Origin of the sequence: Bacillus thuringiensis, from assembly GCF_001455345.1 — a bacterium.
GTDB lineage: Bacteria > Bacillota > Bacilli > Bacillales > Bacillaceae_G > Bacillus_A > Bacillus_A thuringiensis_N.
On record NZ_CP013274.1, the window covers coordinates 2,796,391 to 2,812,544 of the forward strand.

Genomic DNA, 16,154 nt, shown 5'->3' on the forward strand with positions numbered 1-16,154 from the left:
ATATTCAGTCAATGTTAGTTTCCACAAAAAAAGAGTAATCTCAAGAAATATACATCTAACCTTAGACTTATCAAAAAGTTAGATCATATAACTTAAGACTACTCAATTTCATTAAACACATATTTTCTTTTCAAATCGCTTTAGTTTAACCACACCATTTCTGTCTCTACAATCATTTGAGGAAGCGTCTTTTGAATTATTTCCTCTAATACATTAAGAGCTTCATTCACATAACCACCCTCAAAACCCTCTAAAGGCTCAGGTAACTCATCCTCATCTAAAATAAAATATTCTCCACTTGGAAGTACCAATATATCAATAATTAAGTCTTCAAATGACACGAATTCGTCTGTTATTTGCGTATTTTTTACAACATTAAAATAAGAGCCTACATACATTCCATTTTTATCTCTCCATATGTATAAATTGTACGGACGATTTTCCCAGTAGTATGCAATGGTGTAACTTCCTTTTGGGATTGTTAAACTCGCACGATGTGCAGTCATTGTAAATGAATACTGAACCTCATGAAATAACACGATACTTTGCAACTGCTTTTCAAGTAATAAGCAAGTGTGATCTACTACGGTCGAGTCATACCGAATTTTTCTTTCTATAATTTCACTTTTTGGTGTTAGTAATTTATTCATTCTTTGTTTCCCCTTATGCTATTTCTAATCTTAATTATATCCATTTATATAGTGATAAAGAAGTGTTTAGTCTCCAAATACACAATAAAAACTCCCTCTTATTTTAGAAGGAGTTTTTCACTGTCCATGTTTCATATTTTTTCACTTCTAATGGAAGCTCATGCGTTTTCAGCCATTCTACTGCACTACATACAAGCGGAGATGAATTATCTTCAGTAATACTTTCTATTGGAATCCATCTAGCTCCTAATGAATCTTGTTCTTCAAATTGTTTCGGTACTACGAATTCACCTTCGCACCTTTCAACACCGTAGAAAACTGCGATATGATGTACATGTGTGTACTCCTTGAATTTTGATGGAAATTGAAAATCAAATGTACCTATTTGTTTTACTACCGTTACATTTAGCCCGGTCTCCTCTTTAATCTCTCTATGAAGTCCAGCTAATAATGATTCCCCATCTTCTAGACTACCACCAGGTAGATCATACCGATTTCTATATGGCCCTTTAATTTTATCGATTACTAATAGATTATTATTTTCGATACAAATGCCGTACACACCAAACGCACGATGAAAATTAATAGCATTATTCACGGTTCAATTTCTCCGTCACCACATCATAAAAATTCCGTTCCTCATCAACATTTAAGTGAACACGACTCACTGCTTTAGAAAATCCATATAACAATTGTGCTTTCATTGGCTCTTTAAGTATTATTTCAAATGTTGGAGGTTCCTTTATAAATTCCATCACTGTTGCGTCAAGAAGCTCTTTCTCTTTCTTTAAAAGGTCTCCTTTATAAAATGTAATTGTATCAATTTGCGCAAATGGTATAATGATTTTCTTTCCTAATCCAATTTGAATAATTATTTTTTCTTTCGCAACAATAATTGGATTTTTACGCATCGCTTGTATTTCAGCTAAAAAATAAAACATTGCATATACGTTTAAAATAAGTAACACCCATGCTATTACTGGATTCCATTGATGAAGTAAATAATGAAAACCAATACTTTCTATTAAGGTCGCATGGATGATCATGACATATACACCTATTGCACCAGTCTTTTTGTGATATGAGTATACATATTCACCTTCTGGCACTTTTGCACGCCACGATAAAAATGCATAATAGATTAACTTAGACTCTGTTACAATGATATCTATTAATTTATTTCTTTTCATAGTAGCGTCAAATGCAGCATCAATTGCATAAGAAAATGAAGAGTACTCACTTTTATATTCTTTATATTTTTTTATTATGGTAGGAAGCTTTCTAACAATTTTATATAGAAGGAATAACTCTAAACATACAAAAGCAACTTCTCCTGCAACTATAATATAAGAAACGTATGAAAAACCTTGTAAATAGTCGCTCGGAATAATAAATCTTGCAAATATATAACCAGCTATTACAACAGGAAATATATACGTTAACGAGTATCTTTTTCGAATAATAAAGAAATACGTAATGACCGGAATTACAAACATGCAATCTAATAATGATCCAAGAACAACTTCTTTCGGAGTAGCTGGTACAATCGGAAGAGCATATAATAAATAGTTTGATAACAAGATTACAGATACGAGTCCAATCCAGATACCTTTTCGCCTTCGCGAAAGTGTGTCACTCATACATTCACTCCTCTATTTAAAAACCTCGTTTAAATGGTCTTTATAAAATGAAATAGCACGTTCAAATTCTTTAACCTCTTCTACTTTTACGACTGTTTCAAGTAATAATTTCATCGCGGATTCATGATCGTTTACGTTATATTTTGCTAATGACAAAAATACTTTCATCACATCGTTATCTGGAAACTGCTGCAAACCTGTTTCTAAAACAGTAATTGCTTTGTCATACTCCCCTATACAACGATATGTACTGCCAAGACCGATATATGCGCCGCAAAGTGACTCACCTTCAAGACCGTTTGCAATTGCCTGTTCATAGTATGGCATAGCTTCTGTTTCAAGACCCATTACATCATGTATCCAGGCACATTGATAAAGTACTTCTGCATCCCTCGTAAAGTTTGTTAATCCAATGAGTATCTCTTTAGACTGCGCATATTTCTTTTCTTTCCGGAGTTTAATAGCTTGCTTTAATAAATGTTCCATAGAATTCACTCCTCACCAATTATTCTATGTATCCATATTGAATGGTTAACGTTTGTGTAAAAGTAAAATTCCCATAAATTAAAGTTTCACTTACCTATTTATACTATGCGGATTTACTCTTATCCAAATACTTAAAATTAAAAAGTAGTAATGTGATTACATAGTACTTCTAACCTTTTGACAATTTCTTTCGCTGTTTCATCTTTCCCATTACATAGCTTCCCTTTACCGTCTTGTCCAATTACGTAGTGCATTGCTCCGCGCGAATATAAAGAATGTGGTGAATTCGCAATCATTATACTCGCCTTTGCTTCTTCCATTCTATTTTTTGCTTTTTCAAACAGTTCTTCTTCATTTACATCACTTTCAAGCTTAAAGCCTACGAGCACTGTTTCTGCATCCCACTTTTTTATTTGTTTTAATACTTTCGGTGCCTTTTGAAAATGAATAATTGGCGCTATATCACTTGAAATTTTTCCATTCATATCAAGAACATTCCCATCTTGATCACAAATTTTGTCCACAATCCAATCTGATCCAGCCGCTGCCATAATAACTGCATCAACTTTTTCATGCGTAATGATACTTTTCATTTTATCTTGTAAATCAACAATTCCTTCAAATGGGTGTAATTCTAATTGATTATTTATATCGTTTGGTTTCTCGGCAAAATAACCGTGTAAATATATAACATGCGCTCCTTTACATATAAGCTCTTCAGCAAGTATTCTTCCAATTGTTCCTTTTGCCATATTCGTATGACCACGCACTTGGTCCCATTTTTCTAAACAACCACCACTTGTAATTAATACCTTTTTCCCCTTCATTGTAACCATCCCTTACTGATTTTTCTTACGAAACCATTCTGTTCCAAAGTCAACGATATCTCGTTGTTTCATAAGACGACACTTTGCGTTTCCTATTTTCCCCATTGTTACAGTACCCTTTTGCTCAAACTCTACACCGATTTCTACAAACCTTTCAGAATCATAATCCATATCAACAAACTCTTTCCATACTCTTTCACCATTTTCTATAATGGGTGCCCCTACTTTTATTAACTCACATGCACCAGAACGTACTTCTGATAAATGTACAGACGTATTGGAGTCATATCCAACACCAATTAATACTATGTATCCGTCTAAATCATATATTTTTCTTAAAGGAGATTCTTCTCCTAAACTCATCGATAGTGACTGATTCACCGTTATTTCTTCTGCGTGTCTTCCCCATGCAGCAAAACTTCCTAATGGATGGTTACTGCGTACTACATTCGGATATGTACGAAAACATTCAACTATTTCCCCCATGCCTCTTGTTGGTGTTATGCGAGGATCATAAGCTGGGACATTATCACGGATAATCTGCCACCAATCTTCAGGAACAGGCGGTCTTGACCAATGTTTCGGATCAGATAAATCTGAAGATTGCGTTGGCATAATGATTGTTCCTTCTTTTGTAACAACTTTCATTAATGCTTCAACTACCGCAACCGCCCCACCAGATATCCAGCCGATAGAACTTAGCGAAGAATGCACGATAACCGTCATTCCTTTTTCTAACCCTAATTTTCTTAAATCATTTGTAATTGTTTTGATTGTATTTGGCAATTGTGTACTTGCCACTATGTCATTCATTTTCACGGTTGTTCCCCCACTTTATTTTAAACTACTACATACATATATTATCATATTTTTCTCAATTTTTAACTTAATCATTTTTATCTACGTGAAAAATGACAATATATTGATTTTATATAACAAAAGAAGAAACATGAAGGCGTTACATCAAAACAATAAAAACGCTATAAATAAACAAAGAGCTCATCAAAAATGATAAGCTCTTTGTTCATTTATCCTTCATTTGTAACTCCAGTAAACATCGATAAGTTTCCCGTTATTTTCTCACCTACACGTAAAAATAAACCAGCAGCTCTCCCGCTAATACAGTGTGAACCAATTAATAGTTTACCGGTATATGGACCATCCCATGTGTCAATTGTATAGTCAGGCATTTCTATGTATTTCTGATATATTTTCCGCTGTTCAAAGTAATACTCTGTTTTATCTTCAGCTAATAGTTCATTATTTTCAAATATAGATACTCCTCCGCCTTCACGGCCGTATAAAGGTTTAGAAACATAGGATTCATTTCTTTCTATAAATGGTTTATTTGTAAAATATGTTGGTAGGAAGTATTTCTGAATGATTCCTCGCTCTTCTTCCTCAAAGAAAACTTCTTCTTCGTAAAGTTGCCAAATTAATGCGAGTATACTTTTATTTTGCATAAGAAAAGCAGCTGGTGGATTAATGATTTTCACTCTGCCTTGCGCTATATGATCTAAAAACTGAAGTCCAATTCTTTTCCCGTTTTTATCAGCGTCTGAAACTAAATATTCAATTGGATATAGTCTATATAAATAATGAATTCTCTCACCATTTGGCGTATATATACCATCATCTGCCACGACAATATCTTGTATACCTATATAATCCGTTGCCTGATCTAAACAATAGCTTCTTAAAAATTGAACCGTTCGATGATCTTCATCATGCCAATCATAACTCGTGAAATAAATCGTTTCTCTAGGATCTATATTATAGTCATGTTTAATTTGTTCCCATGCCTGCACAATATGCTCTTCTATATGATTTGGGTGATTTACATCGTGATAACGGCACAACACTTCATTTGCGACAGATGGCTCTAAATAACCTGTTGGTGTATCACAATTTACTTCTATTAACTTTATATCTTCACCATTTACGATAAAGTCAAACCTTGTAAAATATGAAAACAAACCATTATGTTTCATTCTCGCAATTTCCCACGTTTCAGCTGGAAATCCTAGTTTTTGAAAATCTTCTGTCGTATTGAGAATATATTGATACGTTCTATATAACACATACATAATTTCTTCTGTCGCTTTTGAAATAGCAGTATAAGTTTTTACTGGCATACGATACATACCTGTTGCCATATATTGATTCCATTCTTCATTTTCTAATAGACTCGGCCAAGTAAATCCATTCCTACCAGCCTCTTCTGCAAGTGAAAACCATACTTTCATATACTCTTTCTGTTCTTGTTCTGTATACATAACCCTATTATCCTTTCGTGTTAAGATCCGGCTGGCGCTTTTGCATTCCCAATTCCACTTGAACCAGAATTCACTTTCGGTGTTTGTGTCGTAGATGATTTCGGCGCATTTGTATCTGGCGTCACTTTATTTGATGGATTTGGCTGTTGTTTATTTAAATCCACTTTATTGGAAGAATTACTATTGTTACTGTTAGTTCCACCGTAATACCCTCCACCACCGCTGCCGCCAGTTCTACGCTCATCTTTTTCACGATAAGGAATAATATTGTTCGTATATGGTTTCTTCATTACATTTGGTTTTGCTGTATAATTCATATTTGAAGTTCTGCTTGCTAATAAATATCCTGCTACAAACGGAAGTATTGGTAAATGTGAATTTTCATTATACGATGAAAACGATGGATTATTTTCCTTACATAACTCATCTTTTTCTACATTTTCATTAGTTGGGGCTTTATCATCACAATTTAATGTTTCTTGTTCATTTCCTTGTTTTGCACCATCTGTTTTAACAGCGGTACTTTCTTTCTGTGCAGTTTCTTCTTCATAATCGCCACAGCCCGTTAATAAAAAAGATGACACCCCTATTGAAGTAGCGATTTTTATAAATTTACTTTTATCCATTCTCATGTGTTATACACCTAATTTCTATTATCTATATTTTTCCAGATACCTTTATTATATAATGTAAATATCACTTTTTTCAAACGAAACACAATATGTACATTTGCATATTTTCACACTATTTTTCCAAGTAACAATGAAACCTTTCACTCCCCGGATATTTTTCTCCTAAACTTTTAACCTGAAAACCAATTTTCTTATAAAATTCTACTGCCTCATCGTCTGTCTCTGCCTCTAGATAAGTCAATTGATGCATTCTTACTACTTCCTTTATCATTTGCAACGCAATTCCTTTATTACGATATTGTGGAGCGACTGCTATATGGCATATTCTTGCTTTATTTACTCCGATTATTTCAATACCTATACAAGCCTTTTCCTCATATCTATGCAATGTCCCTTTATTCCTTTCATAAAATAAAACTGCTTTCTTTTTGCTAGTTTCACTTGGGCCGACTGCATACAGGAGTACATTTAAAATGGGATCTTTCTCAATTTGTTCAACACATTGCAAATTCATTTCATCATTCCTTTGTACGAAAAAAGATTAGCTCTTTATATATAGAGCTAATCTCATTACGCAGTTATTTTTTCTTCTTTCTTCACAACGACCGCTACATAACTATGTAGTATCATTCCGATAATAACGAGGCTCATACCAATCCAAGATAAAGATGACGGAATTGGTGCAGATAACAAGATAAGTTCTCCTACTAGCGCAAATAAAACCTCCCCAGACTGAGTTGCTTCCACTGTTGCTAGTTTTTGTGGATCATCTTTTACAAGATCTGTCGCAAAGAAGAATAGTACGGTCGCGATTAAACCAGAACTAACCGCTACAATAAAACATTGGAAAACTTGGCTAATTGACGGTAGACCACCTGTTGATACTTCATAACCAGATAGTAAAAACCAAAATGGTAAGCTTGCTAATGTCATACCAAGAACTCGCTGGAATACATCTAACTCCCCTTTACAAACTTGCATCATTTTTCGGTTTCCAAGAGGATACGCAAACGCTGCAATAAGTACAGGAACGACACATAAAACAGTTTCACGAATTCCTAACGACGAAGCATGTTCTACTTGCATGAGTACAACACCGCATAAAATAATACCCGACATAACTAATTCCTTCATTGGGAGTTTTTTATGTAATGGATCTACCGCAAAAAATGGTGTTAACAAAATCCCTGCGACGATCGTAATTTGCCATGTTGATGCAACGAGCCAACCAGGTCCAAAAGCTCCAGCAAAACTAAGTGGTGCATAGAAGAGACCAAATCCAACGATACTCCACACTAACCATTCTTTCGGATTGTTTTTCATAAATTGAAAGAGTTGCTTTAAGTTTCCCCTATACATGACAATAAGTAAAAGCATTGGAACCATAAAGTAGTACCGTAATGAAGCACTCCAAATCCAGCTTCCACCTTCTAAGTCCATCGCCCGGTTTAAAACGAAGGTAAAGGCAAAGAAAAATGATGCCAATATCCCTACTGCAATAGCTTTCATGATAAAACCCCTTGTTTAGTTTCTTCTTATACTATACAACAAAATAAATATAATTAAAATTCGAACTCTTTATCTCGCATGAATTCTAGCACTATATAGTCTTCTTAAACGACTAATATGAGCCTGATGGTATCGATTATGATCAGCTATATGCCATATCCCCCATCTTATAGTCGTATTTTCTCCCTTTTCATAAAAAACTTCTCGTGTTAAATCATTTTCTGTTAGTTTCATACACTCCTCATAAAGCATATGTTGAACAACTTCATAATCTTGCATTAATTGTTGCAACGTCTGTTTTCTTACTCTTGGCAGTTTTCCTACTTCATTTAACATAGGTCCATATATATTATCAAGTACCTGTGGAATTGCTTCTCCTTTTAAGCGGTACACCCAATGTAAATCGACAACTGCTAAATGTTGAAGTAGTTGTCCAATACTATTTTCATTATTTTCTGTTCCTTTAAATGCCAGCTCTTTTTCGTCAGTTCCTTCCACTAACTTTTGCAGTCTTTTAAATGTATCAGTAACCGTCGCATACAAAATTGCTACTTGCGGGTTTATATTTTTGTCTATATAAAGATCTTTCATACTAAACTCCCTCTCTTACAAGAACAACACCATATGTTCATCATCACTATACACACCATTCATCTTTATAGCTCTCTTTTCAATCCCATACGTTTTAAAGCCCATTGATTCATAAAACTTCTTTGCTGGCACGTTTGTAGACACAACACCTAAGGTCAATTGTTCCAAGTCCATTTCTCTTGCTCTTTCAATTACCTTACGTATTAACTCACGTGCAAGGCCACTTCTTCGATTACTTGCATCTACATACATCGCAACGATATGTCCTTTATGTTTATACGCCTCTTTCTCTTCTGTTAGTAAAGTGACAACTCCAACTAATTGATGATCTTCATTAAAAGCACCGAATGTACAACTAGTAGCAGCTGTTAAATTTCTTTCCACTCGCTTAATCGGGTTTTCTTGACGAATCGCCTCTTCATAAGTTGTTACAAATGCCTCTGGATTTACTTGTAATGCCTGTAAACGTAAGTCCCAATATTTTTTTGCATCTTCTTTCGTAAGTAATCGAATCATATTTCTTCAGCCCCTTAAAGTTAACATAATATTTTTATAAACTACTATTTATAGATTCGTATTCTTCTCTTAACATACTATAGCGATAACGATGAATGAACTTCCCTTGACGTAATCGATCATTTCTCATTAGTCCTTCACAAACAAAACCAGCCTTTTCATAGCTCTTTCTAGCTTGAAAATTATCTTCGTCTACACGTAGCCAAACTTTTTCTAATTTAAATTCAAAGAATGCTAGCTGTAACATACCATATAGAGCTGCTATTCCATATCCTTTGCCCCAATACTCTTTATTACCAATCGCGATTCCCAGTTCTGCATTTTTATTTGTCTTATCAAAGTTTTTAAGATCTACCCATCCAATATGTATGCCGTTCTCTGCAGTGATAGCTCTTTGTTCATAACCATTTTTTCGATTTATACATGCTTCAATCCATATTTTCGTATCTTCACGAGTGAACGGTGGATATTGATCTGGTACAACTAAATATTTCGTTACCTGTGTATCTAATGACCATTGATATCGATCTTCTACATCATCTAGTGTCAGTTCTCTTAATTGAACAACTGGTACATTCATTGTGTTATCCCCTTCTTATTTTCCTATAGAAAACCCTTCGAACATTCTTCCTCCATACTGTTCTAGCGTTTTTTCTACAAAAGTAATTAATTTCATTTTCTCTCCTGTTGTATAAAAATGATCGAACGCCGCTACAAATTGATCTGCGTAATGTTCATCATATATTCTAAGTACCCTTATAAACCATTTTGAACTTCCAAGCCATTTCCCATTTACCCTTAATACATATTCATGTAATAAACCAGCTAATAAATTCGCGATAAACAACTCTTCTTCTCTTTTTGATGCACCAATAAAATCATCCAAAGTATCTGTAATAAAATAACGCTTCTGCTCCATCATTTCTTCTGTCCATTTAGCTGGTCCTTTATTTAGTAACTCATTCGCTTCGCTTTTTAATTTCTCAACAATTTCATCTTCCCCTTTTAACACAATACCTTCTGCAACTAATTGTGGTAACGAAGGTCTTCCGCGGTCACAATCCATTTTAAAAAAGGTTTTTAACGTTTCAAAATTATGTACAAATACCTCAACTGGCCATCCATTACTATAGAAAGATTCTCTATAACAAGATGACAAACTACGATCTATTATTACAATGTCCAGATCCGATGTTTTTGTCGCTTCTCCTCTTGCAACGCTTCCTCCAAGTAAAGCTACATCACAATTCGGAAATTGTGATGTAATTATGCTTTTTGCCGCTTCCATTGCTTTCATAACCGTTCCCCTTTTCTTATTTCACTTTCTTTTTTTCAGCTCTTTCTCTCGCTTTTTTTATATACGGTTCTGCGTCTGGTGTTTTGCATGATGTTGCCCCGTGATCAACCTGTACTTTTCCAATTACACGTGCAATTTCAATCGCTTTTCGCTCTAAGTCTTCATTACGAATGCCTATCGCAATTAAAGCACGATTCATCGCTTCTTTTTTTCTATTTTTTTCATTATGTATATTTGTTTTAATTTCTTCTAAATAAGATGAGAAGAAATCATCATATAACGTTTTATTTTTAATCGCTATATTTGCTAATAAAGACCAACCTGCTCTTCCAATCCATTCATCATCAGACTTTGTCCATTCTTCCATTCTTTCTATCGCAATTGGCGACGTACAAATAGCCGTCATCAAAACGTCCATTAAACAATAATAATCAACTTCCTGTACCCATTTATTTAGCAGTTTTGTCGTGACTTTCTTTGGATCTAATATCATTGTTGCTAAAGTCATTGCATCCATATTTTTTGTTTCCCATAATAAAATTGCTAAATCATGATCTTTTTTTATCTTCTTTTTTAACAATTTTAAATTAGCAAAACTAACTCCGAATAGTGGCTCTTTCGCTCCATGGTTTTTATACGTTTTACAATTTTGTTCTGTTCCATATTCCTCTAGTTGCCGCATTACTTCCTCAAGTAACATATGCCCACCTCTTTATCTTTTATGTTGACTTCATATATGTATGTACGATATATTCTACATTACTTTTTGGTTTTCCTATATTTATTTTTTAAATACGGTATGTGAAATTTTACAGATGCTTTTTAATGCAACAGAAATCCTCTTCGCTAGCATTCTCTGTATTCAATCCCCTACTAACTCACTCATTGGGTTTACTATAGATATGAACACATTACATGCATTTTCATTCAATTCTTGTTTCATTTTAGTAAACCTGCAAAATAATGAAATCTTGCATACTTTTGGACAAACTTTTTTGCGCTTGTAAAAAAGTTTTTTTGCAATTACCTCCCTATAATTGCTAATATAGTAGAGTAGAACTTTTATAGAGAGAAGGAAAATTATGCACAATGGAATTCGAATGACAACTTTAGTAAAAAGGGCTATGTTGATTTGCGCGGGAGTATTATTTACATACGAAGCGGCTTTAGGATCAGCACATACTGCTCTAGCAAGTACAGAGGATGAAGCAAAATCTGTTCAACTTGTAAGTGAAATTCAATCATCTCTTGCACCAAAAGAAGCTCCAAAACAATATAATGGGCAAGTTAGAAAAGTAGCTTACTTAACATTTGATGATGGTCCTGGAAAGTACACAGCTGAGCTTTTAGATATGTTAAAGAGAGAAAATGCAAAAGCAACATTCTTCCTTATTGGTTCAAATGTAAAAGCTTTTCCTGATCTTGTAAAGCGTGAAGATGCTGAAGGCCACTACGTTGGGATGCACAGTATGACTCATAACTACAAAAAACTTTACACTGAAGGTCATTACGTAGATGAAATGAAAGAAGATCAAGGCTTAATCGCTGGCGTTCTAGGTAAATCCCCCGTATTAACTCGTCCATCTTACGGCTCAATGCCAGGATTAAACGAAGCTCTTCGTAACAAAGTTGTTGAGAATGGGCTAAAAGTTTGGGATTGGACAATCGATTCATTAGACTGGAGATATAACAAAATGCCTGTTGACGCTGCATCAGCTAAAATTGTAGAAAACGTTCTAAATGGTGCTAATAAACCAGCAGAAGTTATTCTTATGCACGACATTCATCCACAATCAGTTAAAGCAGTACCTGGTATTATTAAAGGACTGAAAGAAAAAGGATATGAATTAGAAGCCTATAGTGAGAACGAACACTTCCCATTAAACTTCTGGCATGATAATCGTATGTAATAAAAAAGACTTGATTTCCTCTAGTAGGTTATTGAGTCTTTTTTATCGTTTTGGAATGTTCTCATATAGAAATTCAGCATTTCTATAATGTATGTCCGTTCCCTTTTAGCAAGAAAAAATCAAATAAATGTACCTTTGAAACATCAAATGCTATAAGTAGGCGTTATATGATCTTATATACAGTACAAACTGAAGAAGCTTGGAAACAATTTAAGAAACTTGGTTATTTAGAAGGTAATAAAGAAGTCATCGATGTAGACGATAAATATTCATATGACTGGATGGTGCGCGTTGCTAAAACAAGATTACCTCATTACGAAGGTAACTATCCTATTTGGGTCTGGGAAGCAACTAATTATCCAAACCGAAAGAATGAGTACTATAGAGCTATTTTAGCTATTGGTGCTGTGCTATGACTGATGGATCAATCAATATATTTACACACAAAAAATAAGTGCACATTAGATGAATGGTATACCTATATGGATAAAGAATACGGAATAATATTCGATTTCAACTATTTATTATCTCATCCTGATTGGTATCTAGGCAAAGAAGATTCATTAGAAAAACAAGGCGTCATTGGTAGAATCCCTCTTTCTTTCGTAAAAAAGTACGACGTTTTCGTGCTAAGGAAGATAAGTCTATTCATAGAACCAGAAGTGATAAATGGGATGAGAGAAAGGCAAACCGGATTCATAAGATGATTCGAAAATTAAGAAAGAGAAAAGAAAAAAGACTACAAAAGCGACTTATAAGAATTTAAAACATATATATCAAAATACAGTAAAACATTAAGGGTTGAATATACAAATTCAATCCTATTTTTTATATTATCAACACTTTAGCACATATTACTCTTAAGGAGTGATATGTGTATGGATTTTCTTTCAGCCGAATATTTGTCTGCCTTACTTGCCATCATTGTAATTGATTTAGTGTTAGCCGGTGATAATGCCATCGTAATTGGATTAGCAGCAAGGCGATTACCGAAAGATCAACAAAAGAAAGTGATTATATGGGGAACTATCGGAGCTATCGCGATTAGAGCCCTCGCTACCTTAGTTGTCGTTTGGTTGTTAAAAATACCAGGGCTACTTCTAATTGGTGGTGTACTTCTTATATGGATTGCTTACAAATTAATTGCTGAGGGCAAAGATCATGATATTAAAGCAGAAGAAGGATTTTGGTCTGCTATTAAAACCATTATTATAGCTGATGCATTAATGGGAATTGATAATGTTCTCGCTGTTGCAGGGGCTGCGCATGGCAATTTCTCTTTAGTAATCATTGGACTATTAGTTTCTATTCCAGTAGTTGTTTGGGGCAGTACATTAATTTTAAAATGGGTTGACCGGTATCCTATCATTATTACAATTGGAGCAGCTGTTTTAGCTTATACTGCTGCAAAAATGATTGTAGATGAAAAATGGTTCGCTGCATTTTTTGAAAGTAACCCTTTTATTAAATGGGCATTTATCATTATTATCATTGCCGGTGTAGTATTCTTTGGAAAGATGAAACAAAAAACTAAAGATGTTTCTCTATAATGACAACGTTCTATTTACAAACAAGAGCGCTACTCATATGAGTAGCGCTCTTAATATTTATTTCGTTTCCCCGTCTTCAGTCGTCTTTACCTTCGTTTTATTTTTATCACGATGGTTATAGTTGTACTTCGATCGATCGACCGGTGTAAATCCTTCCGGTGTGTAGAATCGTAATAAGTCACCATTTACGACTTGGTCAGAGTATTTTAGTGATTTTTGAACCATTTGTTCATTTTGTTTTATTTCGTCTGTTAATTCTACAGCGTTACCAGTAGCTGTATCATAGTATTTGCCGTTCAGTGCAGTAACTGTTGGACTTACGAAGTTACCGTTACGGAATGGAACGACTTGTTTATGCTCTGGTGATAGTAAATCAGATCCAAACTGGACATAATTTTTCGTATCTGTACCTAATAAGTGTAATAATGTTGGAAGAACATCAATTTCTCCGCCGTATTGATGTTGTACGCCGCCTTTCATTCCTGGAACACGAATGATTAATGGTACACGTTGCAGTTGTGCATTTTCAAATGAGTTCATTTCTTTACCCATTACTTGAGACATTGCTGCGCCATGATTATCTGAAATACCGTAATGGTCACCGTACATAACGATAATTGAGTTATCGTATAAACCAGATTGCTTCAAGTAATCCAAGAATCCTTTTACAGACTCATCTAAATAACGTGCTGTTTGGAAATACGTATCCACTGAAGAGTCACCTGTTTTGGCTGGTTCAATCGTCGCTTCCGCTTTATCAATCGGGTAAGGGAAATGGTTCGATAACGTAATGAACTTCGTATAAAACGGTTGTTTCAATGTTTGTAATAACGGAATTGATTCATTAAAGAACGGTTTATCTTTTAATCCATAGTTTACTACATCTTTTTCATTCATATCATAGTATGACGCATCAAAGAATTTATTGAAACCAAATGATTTATATATATCATCTCGGTTCCAAAATGTTTTGTAGTTACCGTGGAATACAGCTGATGTGTATCCTTGTTGACCTAAAATAGCTGGTGCTGATTGATACGTGTTATGAGCTTTATTTGTAAAAACAGATCCTTGCGGTAATCCATACATTGAGTTTTCTAGCATGAACTCAGCATCAGATGTTTTACCTTGCCCTGTTTGATGGAAGAAGTTATCAAAGTATAACGTATTCGCATCTTTTGTAAATGAATTTAAGAACGGTGTAACTTCTTGCCCGTTTAATTTATAATCAATTAAAAAGTTTTGGAATGACTCTAAATGAATATAAATTACGTTCATTCCTTTTCCTTTACCGAAGTACTCAGGATTTGGACTTGCATATGTTGATGCAAGATAATTTCTAACCTCTGTCATATTATCTCCATCAGCTAACGCTCGTTCTGTTGATGCTTTCGCACTTTGAATACCATCATAAATCGTATAGTTGTATGCCCCTAAATATTTCACAATATAATTACGATCGAATGTTCTTGTTAATAATTCAGGACGATCGGATTCTGCAAGACCTAAGTTAATGCTGAATAATAAAATACCTGCTACAAATACTAGTGATACTTTATGTTTCGCAACACGAACAGGTTTTGGGTTTGCAAATTTTGACGCAACTAAAACAATTAAAATGATTGTATCTAAGAAATATAGTGGATCATACACGTGTAGTAATGCAAAAATACTACCGCCTAAATCTCCAAAGTTATTCGTTTGTGTTAATGTCGGGAACGTAATAAAGTCGCTGAAAAAACGATAATATACTACGTTTGCGTATAAAAGTATGGACATTAACAAATTAATAACAATTAACCAAATGTAAGCACGTTTCCCCTTTGCGAATAATGCAAGTCCTAAAAATAGAACTGCTGAACTAAGCGGGTTGAAAAACAGCAAGAATTTTTGGATTGTGTTTGAAATTCCTAAATTAAATTCCGTTACATAAGCTGCATATGTTTTAAGCCAAAATAAAATAACGGCAAACAGAAAGAATCCAAAATGATTGCTTAGCACACTTTTGCTTTTTAATAAGAATTGTTTCATTTCTCCACCTCTTTTGATCATCCAAGGCTTATTTTTTTATAAGTCTGTCTCTCTATTCAATTTTTATCTTCACATAGATTTTATCTATTTAACTATATGAAGAATACTAGTAATTATAATTTGAAGCTAGTATTTATTCAACTATTTCTTTCCAGACATTTTGACCTTGGTTTCTATTTAACAAAATAAATTTGTAACATTTCCTGTTTTCTCCCAAGATTCATCCACTAATTATGACA

The 16,154-nt window shown here is 34.1% G+C and carries 18 protein-coding genes and 1 pseudogene; 3 read left to right on the forward strand and 16 right to left on the reverse strand.

What is annotated here, in order from left to right; genetic code table 11:
• Window positions 1-140: 140 nt before the first annotated feature.
• The 15 genes from ATN06_RS14705 to ATN06_RS14775 all read right to left on the reverse strand — a co-directional run bounded on the left by ATN06_RS14705 (window position 141) and on the right by ATN06_RS14775 (window position 11,124).
• The gene (locus tag ATN06_RS14705) at window positions 141-650 is read right to left on the reverse strand and encodes a ribonuclease FAU-1 family protein (RefSeq protein WP_060631260.1); all 510 of its coding nucleotides are present in this window, start codon (window positions 648-650) and stop codon (window positions 141-143) included.
• Window positions 651-753: 103 nt separating this feature from the next.
• Window positions 754-1,248, reverse strand: a complete 495-nt coding sequence (locus tag ATN06_RS14710; RefSeq protein ID WP_060631261.1) for an NUDIX hydrolase — start codon at window positions 1,246-1,248, stop codon at window positions 754-756.
• Window positions 1,241-2,290 carry a hypothetical protein gene (locus tag ATN06_RS14715; RefSeq protein WP_060631262.1) on the reverse strand — a complete coding sequence of 350 codons (1,050 nt, stop codon included), beginning with the start codon at window positions 2,288-2,290 and terminating at the stop codon, window positions 1,241-1,243. The genes ATN06_RS14710 and ATN06_RS14715 overlap by 8 nt, the downstream gene beginning before the upstream one ends.
• Window positions 2,291-2,302: 12 nt before the next feature.
• Entirely contained in the window at window positions 2,303-2,776 is a 474-nt protein-coding gene (locus ATN06_RS14720) for a tetratricopeptide repeat protein (RefSeq protein WP_000400626.1), read from the reverse strand.
• A 137-nt stretch (window positions 2,777-2,913) separates the two neighbouring features.
• Window positions 2,914-3,603 carry a phosphopantothenoylcysteine decarboxylase domain-containing protein gene (locus ATN06_RS14725; RefSeq protein WP_060631263.1) on the reverse strand — a complete coding sequence of 230 codons (690 nt, stop codon included), beginning with the start codon at window positions 3,601-3,603 and terminating at the stop codon, window positions 2,914-2,916.
• Window positions 3,604-3,615: 12 nt separating this feature from the next.
• The gene (aacC, locus tag ATN06_RS14730; RefSeq protein ID WP_140350515.1) at window positions 3,616-4,416 is read right to left on the reverse strand and encodes a BA2930 family N-acetyltransferase; all 801 of its coding nucleotides are present in this window, start codon (window positions 4,414-4,416) and stop codon (window positions 3,616-3,618) included.
• Between the two features lie 215 nt (window positions 4,417-4,631).
• Entirely contained in the window at window positions 4,632-5,879 is a 1,248-nt protein-coding gene (locus ATN06_RS14735) for a glutathionylspermidine synthase family protein (RefSeq protein ID WP_060631265.1), read from the reverse strand.
• A 20-nt stretch (window positions 5,880-5,899) separates the two neighbouring features.
• Window positions 5,900-6,511, reverse strand: a complete 612-nt coding sequence (locus ATN06_RS14740; protein ID WP_060631266.1) for a hypothetical protein — start codon at window positions 6,509-6,511, stop codon at window positions 5,900-5,902.
• Between the two features lie 112 nt (window positions 6,512-6,623).
• Window positions 6,624-7,025, reverse strand: coding sequence for a GNAT family N-acetyltransferase (locus tag ATN06_RS14745; protein WP_060631267.1), 402 nt, complete (start codon window positions 7,023-7,025; stop codon window positions 6,624-6,626).
• A gap of 56 nt (window positions 7,026-7,081) precedes the next feature.
• Window positions 7,082-8,020 carry a DMT family transporter gene (locus ATN06_RS14750; RefSeq protein WP_060631268.1) on the reverse strand — a complete coding sequence of 313 codons (939 nt, stop codon included), beginning with the start codon at window positions 8,018-8,020 and terminating at the stop codon, window positions 7,082-7,084.
• 69 nt (window positions 8,021-8,089) lie between these two features.
• The gene (locus ATN06_RS14755) at window positions 8,090-8,611 is read right to left on the reverse strand and encodes a DinB family protein (protein ID WP_060631269.1); all 522 of its coding nucleotides are present in this window, start codon (window positions 8,609-8,611) and stop codon (window positions 8,090-8,092) included.
• 15 nt (window positions 8,612-8,626) lie between these two features.
• Window positions 8,627-9,127 carry a GNAT family N-acetyltransferase gene (locus tag ATN06_RS14760; protein ID WP_060631270.1) on the reverse strand — a complete coding sequence of 167 codons (501 nt, stop codon included), beginning with the start codon at window positions 9,125-9,127 and terminating at the stop codon, window positions 8,627-8,629.
• Between the two features lie 34 nt (window positions 9,128-9,161).
• A complete protein-coding gene (locus ATN06_RS14765) occupies window positions 9,162-9,707 on the reverse strand; it encodes a GNAT family N-acetyltransferase (protein ID WP_060631271.1) in 546 nt (181 codons plus the stop codon).
• 15 nt (window positions 9,708-9,722) lie between these two features.
• Window positions 9,723-10,424: a nucleotidyltransferase domain-containing protein gene (locus tag ATN06_RS14770; RefSeq protein ID WP_060631272.1), complete on the reverse strand. Its 702-nt coding sequence runs from the start codon at window positions 10,422-10,424 to the stop codon at window positions 9,723-9,725.
• A gap of 16 nt (window positions 10,425-10,440) precedes the next feature.
• A complete protein-coding gene (locus tag ATN06_RS14775) occupies window positions 10,441-11,124 on the reverse strand; it encodes a DNA alkylation repair protein (protein WP_060631273.1) in 684 nt (227 codons plus the stop codon).
• 382 nt (window positions 11,125-11,506) lie between these two features.
• Here ATN06_RS14775 and ATN06_RS14780 point away from each other — a divergent pair, with 382 nt between their 5' ends.
• From ATN06_RS14780 to ATN06_RS14790, 3 genes and pseudogenes are all read left to right on the forward strand, one after another.
• Window positions 11,507-12,334, forward strand: a complete 828-nt coding sequence (locus ATN06_RS14780) for a peptidoglycan-N-acetylglucosamine deacetylase (RefSeq protein ID WP_016087433.1) — start codon at window positions 11,507-11,509, stop codon at window positions 12,332-12,334.
• 167 nt (window positions 12,335-12,501) lie between these two features.
• A pseudogene (locus ATN06_RS14785) lies at window positions 12,502-13,100 on the forward strand (DUF3841 domain-containing protein).
• 112 nt (window positions 13,101-13,212) lie between these two features.
• A complete protein-coding gene (locus tag ATN06_RS14790) occupies window positions 13,213-13,884 on the forward strand; it encodes a TerC family protein (protein ID WP_060631274.1) in 672 nt (223 codons plus the stop codon).
• A 57-nt stretch (window positions 13,885-13,941) separates the two neighbouring features.
• Here the strand turns inward: ATN06_RS14790 and ATN06_RS14795 are convergent, their stop codons facing one another.
• The gene (locus ATN06_RS14795) at window positions 13,942-15,915 is read right to left on the reverse strand and encodes a lipoteichoic acid synthase (protein WP_060631275.1); all 1,974 of its coding nucleotides are present in this window, start codon (window positions 15,913-15,915) and stop codon (window positions 13,942-13,944) included.
• Between the last annotated feature and the right edge of the window lie 239 nt (window positions 15,916-16,154).

Bases quoted from the DNA above. Each gene is read 5' to 3' on its own strand.
- ATN06_RS14755 (WP_060631269.1), bottom strand. From the start codon at position 8,611: ATGAAAGATCTTTATATAGACAAAAATATAAACCCGCAAGTAGCAATT.
- ATN06_RS14775 (WP_060631273.1), bottom strand. From the start codon at position 11,124: ATGTTACTTGAGGAAGTAATGCGGCAACTAGAGGAATATGGAACAGAA.
- ATN06_RS14770 (WP_060631272.1), bottom strand. From the start codon at position 10,424: ATGAAAGCAATGGAAGCGGCAAAAAGCATAATTACATCACAATTTCCG.
- ATN06_RS14760 (WP_060631270.1), bottom strand. From the start codon at position 9,127: ATGATTCGATTACTTACGAAAGAAGATGCAAAAAAATATTGGGACTTA.
- ATN06_RS14735 (WP_060631265.1), bottom strand. From the start codon at position 5,879: ATGTATACAGAACAAGAACAGAAAGAGTATATGAAAGTATGGTTTTCA.
- ATN06_RS14750 (WP_060631268.1), bottom strand. From the start codon at position 8,020: ATGAAAGCTATTGCAGTAGGGATATTGGCATCATTTTTCTTTGCCTTT.
- ATN06_RS14715 (WP_060631262.1), bottom strand. From the start codon at position 2,290: ATGAGTGACACACTTTCGCGAAGGCGAAAAGGTATCTGGATTGGACTC.
- ATN06_RS14765 (WP_060631271.1), bottom strand. From the start codon at position 9,707: ATGAATGTACCAGTTGTTCAATTAAGAGAACTGACACTAGATGATGTA.
- ATN06_RS14740 (WP_060631266.1), bottom strand. From the start codon at position 6,511: ATGAGAATGGATAAAAGTAAATTTATAAAAATCGCTACTTCAATAGGG.
- ATN06_RS14780 (WP_016087433.1), top strand. From the start codon at position 11,507: ATGCACAATGGAATTCGAATGACAACTTTAGTAAAAAGGGCTATGTTG.
- ATN06_RS14745 (WP_060631267.1), bottom strand. From the start codon at position 7,025: ATGAATTTGCAATGTGTTGAACAAATTGAGAAAGATCCCATTTTAAAT.
- ATN06_RS14705 (WP_060631260.1), bottom strand. From the start codon at position 650: ATGAATAAATTACTAACACCAAAAAGTGAAATTATAGAAAGAAAAATT.
- ATN06_RS14795 (WP_060631275.1), bottom strand. From the start codon at position 15,915: ATGAAACAATTCTTATTAAAAAGCAAAAGTGTGCTAAGCAATCATTTT.
- ATN06_RS14720 (WP_000400626.1), bottom strand. From the start codon at position 2,776: ATGGAACATTTATTAAAGCAAGCTATTAAACTCCGGAAAGAAAAGAAA.
- ATN06_RS14790 (WP_060631274.1), top strand. From the start codon at position 13,213: ATGGATTTTCTTTCAGCCGAATATTTGTCTGCCTTACTTGCCATCATT.
- aacC (WP_140350515.1), bottom strand. From the start codon at position 4,416: ATGAATGACATAGTGGCAAGTACACAATTGCCAAATACAATCAAAACA.
- ATN06_RS14725 (WP_060631263.1), bottom strand. From the start codon at position 3,603: ATGAAGGGGAAAAAGGTATTAATTACAAGTGGTGGTTGTTTAGAAAAA.